General features: G+C 69.0%; 8 protein-coding genes. 4 read left to right on the plus strand and 4 right to left on the minus strand.

Translation table 11 applies throughout. From position 1 onward, the window contains the following. The first annotated feature begins 176 nt into the window (after positions 1-176). From tilS to O0J73_RS19285, 3 genes are read left to right on the plus strand one after another with little or no spacing between them, the layout of a single operon-like run. Positions 177-1,463 (plus strand): tRNA lysidine(34) synthetase TilS, encoded by a 1,287-nt coding sequence (gene tilS, locus O0J73_RS19275; protein WP_197564562.1) that lies wholly within the window; start codon positions 177-179, stop codon positions 1,461-1,463. Positions 1,464-1,499: 36 nt separating this feature from the next. Continuing rightward, positions 1,500-1,760 (plus strand): exodeoxyribonuclease VII small subunit, encoded by a 261-nt coding sequence (locus O0J73_RS19280; RefSeq protein ID WP_006460180.1) that lies wholly within the window; start codon positions 1,500-1,502, stop codon positions 1,758-1,760. Beyond that, positions 1,750-2,628 carry a farnesyl diphosphate synthase gene (locus O0J73_RS19285; RefSeq protein ID WP_006460181.1) on the plus strand — a complete coding sequence of 293 codons (879 nt, stop codon included), beginning with the start codon at positions 1,750-1,752 and terminating at the stop codon, positions 2,626-2,628. Before O0J73_RS19280 ends, O0J73_RS19285 begins: the two co-directional genes overlap by 11 nt. 92 nt (positions 2,629-2,720) lie before the next feature. Here O0J73_RS19285 and O0J73_RS19290 read toward each other — a convergent pair whose 3' ends face one another. After that, positions 2,721-3,092, minus strand: a complete 372-nt coding sequence (locus O0J73_RS19290; protein WP_049457994.1) for a DUF4870 domain-containing protein — start codon at positions 3,090-3,092, stop codon at positions 2,721-2,723. Between the two features lie 87 nt (positions 3,093-3,179). Next, on the minus strand, positions 3,180-4,547 hold the full coding sequence (gene pmbA / locus O0J73_RS19295) for a metalloprotease PmbA (RefSeq protein WP_049457995.1): 1,368 nt from the start codon (positions 4,545-4,547) through the stop codon (positions 3,180-3,182). A 68-nt stretch (positions 4,548-4,615) separates the two neighbouring features. On the opposite strand from pmbA, the gene yjgA reads away from it, so the two are divergent. Then, positions 4,616-5,203: a ribosome biogenesis factor YjgA gene (gene yjgA / locus O0J73_RS19300; RefSeq protein WP_197564563.1), complete on the plus strand. Its 588-nt coding sequence runs from the start codon at positions 4,616-4,618 to the stop codon at positions 5,201-5,203. A gap of 41 nt (positions 5,204-5,244) precedes the next feature. Here yjgA and tldD read toward each other — a convergent pair whose 3' ends face one another. Together tldD and O0J73_RS19310 are read right to left on the minus strand one after the other, a co-directional pair. Beyond that, positions 5,245-6,690 (minus strand): metalloprotease TldD, encoded by a 1,446-nt coding sequence (tldD, locus tag O0J73_RS19305; RefSeq protein ID WP_308309398.1) that lies wholly within the window; start codon positions 6,688-6,690, stop codon positions 5,245-5,247. A gap of 60 nt (positions 6,691-6,750) precedes the next feature. Continuing rightward, entirely contained in the window at positions 6,751-10,596 is a 3,846-nt protein-coding gene (locus O0J73_RS19310) for a YhdP family protein (protein ID WP_308309399.1), read from the minus strand. Between the last annotated feature and the right edge of the window lie 12 nt (positions 10,597-10,608).

Consider the following 10,608-nt stretch of genomic DNA (forward strand, 5'->3'; position numbering starts at 1 on the left):
GCCGCATGGATGCGGCGACCGAGCTTACATGGACGTACTTGCAGCGGCCCCCGCAACCGGACCCACCCCGCCATCCCTCAGGAAGCCTGCTTCTGCTTCTGCTGTTGCTGTTGCTGTTGCTCTTGATCGTAGCGGGTGCAGGGCGCAGCCCTGCCGGGCAACCCTATACTTGCCCCGTGACTGCCTTCCCTACCCTCGTTCCGCTGGATGTGCCGCTGCTGGTCGGCTACAGCGGCGGTGTCGACTCGACCGTCCTGCTGCACTGGCTATGGCGTTGCGCACAGGCCTCCGGCACTCCGCTGCGTGCGGTGCACGTGCACCATGGCCTGCAGTCCGCGGCCGACGACTGGGTGCAGCATTGCCGGCAGCAGTGCACAGCGCTGGGCATCGACCTGGCCGTACACCACGTAAGAATCGACGACACCGCAGGCCTGGGCCTCGAAGGTGCTGCCCGACAGGCGCGACGCGCGGCGTTCGCGGCCGAGCTGCGCGATGGGGAAACACTGGTGCTGGCCCAACACCAGGACGACCAGGCCGAAACCTTCCTGCTGCGCGCCCTGCGCGGTTCGGGCGTCGACGGCCTTGCTGCCATGTCCGCACACAGCCGCCTTGGCAGGCACTCCCTGTGGCGACCACTGCTGCGGGTACCGCGCGAAGCACTGCTCGACTACGCCCGGCAACACGCGCTGCGCTGGGTCGAAGACCCCAGCAACGCCGACGACCACGTCGATCGCAACTTCCTGCGCCTGCAGGTACTGCCGCTGCTGCGCCAGCGATGGCCAAATGCGGCCGCGGCGCTGGCCGGCAGCGCGGCGCATTGCGCGCAGACCCGTGAGCTGCTTGATGAAGAAGACGCCGAGCTGATCGCACATCTGGAGGTGGCACCGCGCGTGCTGTCGCTGCAGCTGCTGCGGCAGATTTCGCCGGGCCGCGCCGCACGCGTGCTGCGTGGCTGGGTGCTGGGCCATGGTGCGGCACCGTTGCCGGCCACGGTCCTGCAGCAGGCGCTGGCCGAACTGCTGCCGGCCGACAATGACCGCCAGGCGCGCGTGGGGTGGCACGACCATGCGATCCAGCAATGGCGCGACCACGCCTACCTGCTGCCTGCCCGGCTGCCGGTACTGCCTCGCGACTGGCAGGCCGAATGGGATGGACGCATGCCCCTAGCATTGCCCGATGGCGGCCAGCTGCGCCTGCAGGGCACCGCGGCCTTCGAACACGCGCTGCAGGTCCGCGCACGCGTGGGTGGTGAGCGCATCCAGCTGCCCGGACGCCAGCATTCGCACGCGCTGAAGGACTGCCTGCAACGGGAACACCTCGCGCCCTGGCGACGCGCACAGCTGCCGCTGATCTTCGATGGCCCGCAGTTGCTTGCTGCCGCCGACGTGGTCATCGCAGCACCTTTGCAGGCCTGGTTGCAGGCCCATGGCGCGCAACTGCAGTGGCGCCCGGGCGGCTGGTGAATTGACCCCCGCGCGCGGCCCGTCCACACTTGCCGCATGGCCAAGAAGTCCCCCGAAAACGCCTCCCCTGTCGCCCAGTTCGAGCACTCGCTCGAATCGCTGGAGCAGCTGGTGGAGCAGATGGAAACCGGCGAGCTGAGCCTGGAAGCTTCGCTCAGTGCATACGAACGTGGCGTCGGCCTGTACCGCCAGTGCCAGCAGGCGCTGGAACAGGCTGAACTGCGCGTGCGCCTGCTCAGCGATCCGGCCCAGCCGGAAGCGGCCGAGCCGTTCGACCCGCCCAGCCATGACGGCTGAGGCCCTGTTCGCGCGCTGGCGCGACCGTATTGAAAGCCAGCTCGACGCCGCACTGCCCTCGCCTGCCGAGGCACCGCAGGGCCTGCACCAGGCCATGCGCTATTCAGTGCTGGGCGGCGGCAAGCGCATGCGCCCGTTGCTGGTGTATGCCAGCGGCCACCTGTTCGGTGCGCAGCCGGAAGCGCTGGACGCGGCCGCGATGGCGGTCGAACTGATCCACGCCTATTCACTGGTGCATGACGATCTGCCGGCGATGGACGATGACGCCCTGCGTCGCGGCAAGCCGACCACGCATATCGCCTTTGACGAAGCCACGGCGATCCTCGCTGGCGACGCCCTGCAGGCCCGTGCGTTCGGCCTGCTGGCCGATGCACCGCTGCCGGCTACATTGCGCGTGGCCTGCCTGCAGACGCTGGCCCACGCCTCCGGCGCCGCCGGCATGTGCGGCGGCCAGGCCCTGGACATCGATGCCACGGGCCAGCAGCAGACACTGGCGGCCCTCACCCGCATGCATGCCCTGAAGACCGGGGCGCTGATCCGCGCCGCGGTGCGCATGGGGGCGCTGTGCGGCCAGGCCCACGAACCGCAGCTGGCCCAGCTCGACAGCTTCGCCGATGCACTCGGCCTGGCGTTCCAGGTGCGTGACGACATCCTCGATGTCGAGGCCAGTTCCGAACAGCTGGGCAAGACTGCCGGCAAGGACCAGGCACAGGACAAGAGCACCTTCCCCGCCCTGCTTGGCATGGACGGTGCGAAGGCCCAGCTGCACGAACTCGCCGCACGCATGCAGTCGATCCTGGCCGGCCATGGCGAGGAAGCCGATGCGTTGCGCGCGCTGGCGACGCTGGCGGTCGAACGCGATCATTGAGTGCTGCGCGCTCGCCGGGTACCGCCCGTCACTCTCCGCACATGAAAACGCCCGGCAATGCCGGGCGTTTTCAGTTCCGCATGTGGCCGATCTTACTTGACCAGGCGCAGCGCGAACGGGTAGCGGTAGGCTTCGCCGTTGTTCGCCTTGACCGCGGCGATGATGCAGAACACCAGGTTCAGGATGCCGACGATCGGGGCCAGGATGCCACCGATGATCACGATGGTCAGCACGATGCAGATCAGCATCGCGATGGTGATGGTGATCTGGAAGTTCAGCGCTTCCTTGGCTTGGTCGGTCACGAAGGCCTTGCTGGCGTCATCCTTGTTGATCAGCCAGATGATCAGCGGGCCGATGAACCAGGTGAAGATGCCCAGCAGGTGCGCGGCCAGGGCCATGGTGCGCTGGTCGGCCGGCGCGTCAGTGGTGGCCGGCGGCGGCGGGACGTTATCGAATTCACTCACGACAAAACTCCTTTTCATTGGGTGGTCTTGACCCACCAGCACCAAGCTGGTCGCGTCAGGCGCGCATAGCTTACGCCATCAATGCCATCAATCATTACCGGCGATGGTCATCCGTCCCAGCAGGATCGAACCGGTCCGGATGTGTGAGCGCGGGTCGACGTCGCTGCCGACCGCCTCGATGCTGCTGAACATCTCGCGCAGGTTGCCGGCAATGGTGATGCCGTCCACCGGGTACTGGATCTCGCCGTTCTCGACGCGGAAGCCACCGGCACCACGCGAGTAGTCGCCGGTCACCCCGTTCACGCCCTGCCCCATCAGCTCGGTCACCAGCAGCCCGTCGCCCATCTGGCGCGCGATCTCCTGCAACGAGCCGGCGTTGGCGGCCAGCTGCAGGTTGTGCACGCCACCGGCATTGGCGGTGGTCTGCAGGCCCAGCTTGCGCGCCGAATAGCTGCCCAGCACGTAGCGCTGCAGCACCCCGTCGCTGACCAGGGCCGAAGCACGGGTCGCCACGCCGTCACCGTCGAAGGCGGCCGAACGCAGGCCGCGGCGCAGGTGCGGCAGCTCCTCGATCTGCATCCACTCCGGGAACAGCCGCTGGCCGACACTGTCCAGCAGGAAGCTGGCCTGCCGGTACAGGGCGCCGCCGGACACCGCCGACAGCAGGTGGCCGACCAGGCTGCGGGCCACCTCCGGGGAGAACAGCACCGGCATGCTGCCGGTCGGCAGCGAACGCGGCTGCAGCCGGGCCACGGTACGCTCGGCGGCGCGGCGGCCCACGCTGTCGGCCGCCTCCAGGTCCTCGCGGGCCAGGCCGCCGGTGTACCAGCCATCACGCTGCATGCCATCGCCAGTGCCAGCGATCAGGGCGCAGCCTACCGAATGGTGGGTTCCGCGCTCACGACCGATGAATCCATGCGAATTGGCATAGACCGAGACGCTCTGCATGCTCGACACCGAAGCACCGTCGGAATTGCTGATGCGTGCATCGGCCCCGCGACCGGCCTGCTCGCAGGCCAGGGCCAGGTCCACCGCTTCGTCAGCCTGCAGCGCCCAGGGGTGCCAGCTGTCCAGGTCGGGGAAGTCGCGGGCCATCAGCGCCGCCTCGGCCAGCCCGGCAGCCGGGTCGTCCTCGGTGTGCCGGGCGATCGCGCAGGCCTGCTCGACCGTGGCCGCCAGGCTGGCCTCGTTCAGGTCGCCGGTGCTGGCACTGCCCTTGCGCTTGCCGAAATAGACCGTCACCGCGATGCCGCGGTCACGGGTGGACTGCACGGTCTCGACCTCGCCGAGGCGGACATTGACCTCCAGGCCCCGGTCCTCGCTGCAGCTGACCTCGGCTTGGCTGGCGCCCAGCGCGCGGGCGCGGTCGAGCAGCTGCTGGGAAAGGTCGGCCAGCCGTTCCAGGCGGGCCGGGCTGTCGTCGCCGACGGCGACTTCAGGGGCGATCACGTTCAATGCTTTATCCTGTACAGGTTGGGCCCGGCATCACGCCGGGCGACTTTTTTTGAGATCAGGTAGGGACGATGCGCGGACGCGACGAAGAAACCGGTGAATTCCACGACAAGAGCCGCAGCCAGAACCGGCGCGACGCGCTCGATGTCCTGGCCCTGGGCGAGAAGCTGGTGTCGCTGACCCCGGCCCAGCTGGCGCGCCTGCCGATCCCGGAAGACCTGCTGCCGCACATCGCCGAGTGCAAGCGCATCACCGCCCATATCGCCCACAAGCGCCAGCTGGCGTTCCTGGCCAAGCACATGCGTCGCGAAGAGGACGCCACGCTGGATGCAATCCGCGATGCGCTGGACGCGAACAGCGAAACCGGCCGCCGCGAAGTGGCGATGATGCATCGCGCGGAAGACTGGCGCGACCGCCTGCTGGCAGAAGGCGATACAGCGCTGGCCGCACTGCTCAACGATTACCCGCAGGCCGACCGCCAGCAGCTGCGCACGCTGGTGCGCAATGCGCAGGCCGAGAAAGCGAAGAACAAGCCGCCGCGTGCCTACCGCGAGATCTTCCAGGTGCTGCGCGGCCTGATGCTGCCGGCCGCGCTGGGCCTCAAGGCCGCGGCCGATGAGGCCGACCACGTCGAGACCGGCGAAGCCGACGAGGACTGAGTCCGCGCCGGCGTGGGCGGTGGCGCTGGCCATCGCCCGGCTCAGGCCTGGGTACCGCCGACGGTGATGCCCTCGATCAACAACGAAGGCTGGCCAACCCCCACGGGCACACTCTGCCCGTCCTTGCCGCAGACGCCCACGCCTTCGTCCAGGGCCAGGTCGTTGCCGACCATGCGCACCTTCTGCATGGTTTCCGGGCCATTGCCGATCAGGGTCGCCCCCTTCACCGGCGTGGTGATCCGGCCGTCCTCGATCAGGTAGGCCTCGGTGGCCGAGAACACATACTTGCCGCTGGTGATGTCGACCTGGCCGCCGCCGAAGTTGACCGCATACAGGCCCTTCTTCACCGAGCGGATCATCTCCTGCGGGTCATGCTGGCCGGCACGCATGTAGGTGTTGGTCATGCGCGGCATGGTCAGGTGCGCGAACGATTCGCGGCGCCCGTTGCCGGTCGGTGCCACGCCCATCAGGCGGGCATTGAGGCTGTCCTGCATGTAGCCGACCAGGATGCCGTCCTCGATCAGCGTGGTGCACTGGCTCGGGTGGCCTTCGTCATCGATGTTCAACGAACCGCGGCGGCCATCCAGCGTGCCGTCGTCGACGATGGTCACGCCCGGCGCCGCAACGCGTTCGCCGATGCGTCCGGCGTAGACGCTGGTGCCCTTGCGGTTGAAGTCGCCTTCCAGGCCATGGCCCACGGCTTCGTGCAGCAGCACGCCGGGCCAGCCCGGGCCGAGCACCACCGGCATCACGCCAGCAGGCGCCGGGACCGCCTCAAGGTTCACCAGTGCCTGGCGCAGCGCCTCGCGCGCGAACGCTTCGGGCCGGCCGTCGGCGAACAGTTCCTGATAGCCATAGCGGCCACCGCCACCGGCATAGCCGGACTCGCGGCGGCCGTTGTGTTCGACGATCACCTGCACGTTCAGGCGCACCAGCGGGCGCACGTCGGCGCCCAGCACGCCGTCGCTGCGGGCGATCAGCACGGTATCCACGCCGCCGGACAGGCTGACCATCACCTGTTTCACGCGCGGGTCCGCGGCACGCAGATAGCCGTCCAGGCGCTTGAGCACCTCGACCTTGGCCTCGTTGCCGATACCGTCGATCGGGTCCAGCGCCGGGTACAGCGCACGCGCATTGCCACGCAGCAGCGAGCGCCCGGACTGCGCGCCGCCTTCGCGCGAGATCGCGCGTGCCGACTGCGCCGCAACCCGCAGCGCATCGGCATGGATGTCATCGGAATAGGCAAAGCCGGTCTTCTCACCGGAAATCGCCCGCACGCCCACGCCCTGCTCGATGGAATGGGCACCGTCCTTGACGATGCCGTCCTCCACGCTCCAGCTCTCGCGGCGGGCGTGCTGGAAGTAGAGGTCACCAAAGTCGACACCGGGCCCGAGCAGCTGGCCGAAGGTGCGCTCCAGGCCAGCGGTATCCAGGCCGCCGGGGCGCAGCAGGCGGTCTTGGGCAAGCGTCAGGGCGATATCAGTCATGGCTCTCGATCTGGGGATGCGGGGGCGCCAAGGCAAGCCCCGTGAACAGGGAAGCCACGCTCAGCGCGAGCGTGGCAGGTCGGTGACGGTCGGCGGAATGCCGGGGGCCGTAGCGGGCGGCGCCTTGTCGCGGCTGCGTTCGATCACTTCCACCTTCGGCTCCTTCCATGGGCCGGTCACCTTGTAGGTACGGGCGCCGATCTCGCCCAACGGTTTGGACAATACCGCATTGGTGGCCGCGCCGAGTGCGGCGCCCACCGGCCCACCGGCCACCGCGCCGACCACGGTCAGCAGATTGCCGGCGCGCGGGTTGACGTCGATGGTCTGGTCGAACTGCTGGTTGCGCAGGTCGGCCTGGCCGCGGATGGTGATGTTCGCCGCGGGGCCTTCGATCAGCACCTTGTCGGTACGGGCCATGCCCTGGCCGAACTGCACGCTGCCGTCGACCTGGTTGAACGCGAAGCCCTTGGAGAAGAAATCGCGGAAGTCGAACATCAGGCGCCGCGGCAGCTGGGTCACGCTGAGCAGGCCGAGCACGCGGCCGGCGCCGGGCTCCAGCTCCAGCAGCTGGCCATTGCGTGCGTGCAGGTCGAGCCGGCCCTGCAGTTGGGCCAGCTGGAAGTCCGAGGGACCGCCACTCCACGAGGCCTGCAGCTGCGCCTGCCCGGAACCGCCACGCAGCTGGCCGCCGTAATCGAGGTTCTGCATCAAGCCGCCCAGGTCTTCACTGCGCACCTGTGCGGTCAGCTCGGTACGGGCGCCACCGGTACGGCCCAGCCAACGGCCGTTGATGTCGATTTCCTGGTCGGGTGCACGGAAGCGCAGCTCGTCCACGTTCAGGCCATTGGCCAGCGGGCGCGTGCGCAGCACCGCCTGCCCCAGCACCACCTTGCCGAACTTCAGGTCGGCAATGTCCAGCGCGAACGGTGGCAGCTTGGCCGGGTCCATGTCGTTGGCACCGGCCTGCACCCGCGCCGGCGCCGCGGGCGCATCCGGCGCCACCGGCAGTGACTGCCAGTGCACGCGGTCCAGCTGGCCGCTGATGGTGCCACCCTCGGCATTGGGCACGGTCAGGCGACCTGCCAGCGAAGGTCCGTCCAGGCGCACGTCCAGCGCCTGCGCGCCCGGCTGCAGCTGCAGCCGGGTCTGTTCGAATACGCCACCGATCAGCATCAGCTTGCCGACCTGCACATCCACCGCACGCAGCGGCATGCCGTCATCGTCACCGCCTCCGCGCGCGAGGCTGATCCACTCCAGTGCGTCCAGGGTCGGGCTGCGACCGTTCACGGCAAGCCCGCTCGGCGGTGGCTCGCGGTCCACATGATCGCTGCCCAGCGTGACCTGCACGCCGGTGCGGTTGTTATGGCTGCGCGCAGCCAGCGCCAGGCGCTGGCCAAAGGCCACGTCGATGCGACCAGCCCCCATCGGCAGCTGTGCGGCCACCGTGGTCGCCAACGGTTCGCCGGCCGGCTTGTCCAGCGGCGCAGGCAGGTCCAGGCGGGTCCCCACCAGATCCGAACTCAGCCGCAGTTCGCTGGGCGGCGCAGGCGCGCCCGGTGCAACCTTGGGCAGGTTGACCGCGATGGTCCACGGCGAGGTTCCTGCGATGTAGGGTTTGAGCCATGCCATTTCCGGCGCGCGGTCGATCAGCACACCCGCATCAAGGTTGGCCGACAGCAGCGATTCAAACGCCAGCTTGCTGTCGCGCACGTAGCTGCCGGCACGCAGGCTCAGGCGACCGTCCTGGCCAAGGTGACGCACCGCCAGTTCCTCGGCATCGAAACCGCCGTTGCCGTAACGGGCCTGCCCATGCATGTTGTCGAAGGTCAGCTGGAAGCGCTTGTCGACCAGCTTCACCCCGTTGAGGTCGACCGTGCCCTGCAGGTGGCCGCCGCCTTCATCCAGGTGCAGCGGCTGCAGCAGGTCGAAGGTCACATGCGCCGGTCCCGCAGCGGCGAGGTTGTCGAGAGTGTCGCCATAGTCCTTGTGCAAGGGACTTTGCCGCAGCATCGCCAGCAGCCTGCCGGCCTCGCTCTGGGTGTCGGCACGCACGTACAGCGGCTGCTGGCCGAAATCCGCAATGCCCGCCTCGAACGTCTGTACCGCCACACCGGCCAGGTCGCCGCGCCCGTGCATGTCGAAGCCGGGGCCGATGAAGGCGATATCGGCGTCGACCTGGCTCATCAGGGGCCAGTCGTGCTGGAAACGGATGTCGCCGTTGGTGATGTGGCCGGTGGCCTCGAAGCGGCCATCGTTGTTGTCGAACGGCCAGTCGTCCAGGTCACCGCTGACCAGGCCGACGCCGTTGCGCACCTGGCCACCGGCCAGTGCCATGTCCAGCCAGTCGGTGGCGCCCTTGCTCATCCTGGAATGGATCCAGAAGCGCTTGGCCGCGGTCATCGGCACGTCGTCCAGCTTGGCCGCCAGCTGCAGCCACGGCCGGGTGCCGTCGCCCTGGAACCAGACACCACCGCGCACGTCGGCGGCATAGTCGGTGCCTTCCACGCGCATCGCCGCGGTGCCGATGCGCCAGCCGCCCGCTTCGTCGCGCCAGCCCACCACCTGTCCCGCCAGGTGCAGGTCATGGCGCACGCCGAATCCGGTTGGCCAGTCAAACTGCAGCTGCTGGCGCGGCTGCAGCTGCAGGCTGAAACCATCGGCATCGCCCTCGAAGCGCCCGCCGAGGCCACGCAGGCCCGGCGAGTGGCCCACGCTGGCAAAGCCCAGCGATTTCAGTTCACCCTGCGCCCACAGCGGGCCATCACGCTGGCCGGACAGCTGCAGCTCACGCACATCCAGTTGCGGCCGGGACAGGAACAACCAGTGGCGCAGGCCGGGGTCGAGGCGATCACTCAGCGCCAGCGCGCGCAGCGCGGTGCCGGCCTGCACATCGCCGGAACTCACCCGCAGCTGCCTGCCGACCTGCAGCTGCAGACCGTCGAGCTGCTGTTCGCCGTCTTCGGTCTTCAGGCGCAGGCGCGGCACCTGCAAGGCCCAGCCGTCGGCCTGGCGCTGCCAGCGCAGGCGTGCCTGCAGGCGCTGCAGCTGCAACTGCGGCACTGCCACGTCGGGCATCGGTGCGCCATCGATGCGTACCTCGCGCAGGTCCGAATCGGTGGTCAGCGCAACCGGGGCGAAATCACGCAGGGTCAGCCACAGGTTCAGCTCGCCCTTGCCTTCGCGCAGGCGGACGCCACCGGCTGCCAGCAGCGGCGACCAGGCATGGAAATCAACAGGATCGGCGCCCAGCCAGGCCTGGCCGTTGCCGCGCACGCGGTCCACATCCAGCACCGCAGTCAGTGGCAGTGCGTCGGCCTGCACCCAGGCGCGCACGCCCACGCGCAGGCGGTCGCCATTGACGCGCAGGCGCAGGTCGATGCGCGTCAGCGTGGTATCGATGCCCAGATCCGGCGCGTGCACGCCCAGGCGGCCCTCGACCACCTGCAGTTCGCCCAGCCGGCGCAGCGCATCCAGCGGGTCACCGCCGTTGGTTGACTGCGGCAGGCCCTGCACCGACCAGCGGCCGTCCTCACCCTGCTTCAGGTCCAGCGCCAGGCCACGCAGGCGCAACTCGGTCAGCGAACGGCCCGGCAGCAGCCCGCTGTACATCGACACCAGCACTTCCGCCTCGCCGATCGCCAGGCCTTGGCCGGCGCCGATGCGCAGGCCCTTCAGCTGCAGCAATGGGCCACGGCGGGTCCACGTGGTCTGCAGCTGGTCGAAACGTACTGGCTGGCCGGCCCGCTCACTCAGCCAGGCAGCAATCCTGTCGGGATGGCGCTCGGCCAGCGGCAGCAGCTGGCTGATGCTGCCCACCAGCAAGGCAAGCCCGACCAGGCCCACCGCACACGCGGCAATGAAATGACGGCGGATCCTTCGCAGTCGCAGGCGCGGCGGCGCGCTCATCGGCCGCCGGGG

The sequence above is a fragment of the Stenotrophomonas sp. Sm6012 genome, assembly GCF_030985895.1.
Lineage (GTDB): Bacteria > Pseudomonadota > Gammaproteobacteria > Xanthomonadales > Xanthomonadaceae > Stenotrophomonas > Stenotrophomonas forensis.

What these genes read in the sequence shown, in the direction of transcription:
- O0J73_RS19280 (WP_006460180.1), top strand. Translation starts at nt 1,500, where the DNA reads ATGGCCAAGAAGTCCCCCGAAAACGCCTCCCCTGTCGCCCAGTTCGAG.
- yjgA (WP_197564563.1), top strand. Translation starts at nt 4,616, where the DNA reads ATGCGCGGACGCGACGAAGAAACCGGTGAATTCCACGACAAGAGCCGC.
- tldD (WP_308309398.1), bottom strand. Translation starts at nt 6,690, where the DNA reads ATGACTGATATCGCCCTGACGCTTGCCCAAGACCGCCTGCTGCGCCCC.
- O0J73_RS19285 (WP_006460181.1), top strand. Translation starts at nt 1,750, where the DNA reads ATGACGGCTGAGGCCCTGTTCGCGCGCTGGCGCGACCGTATTGAAAGC.
- O0J73_RS19310 (WP_308309399.1), bottom strand. Translation starts at nt 10,596, where the DNA reads ATGAGCGCGCCGCCGCGCCTGCGACTGCGAAGGATCCGCCGTCATTTC.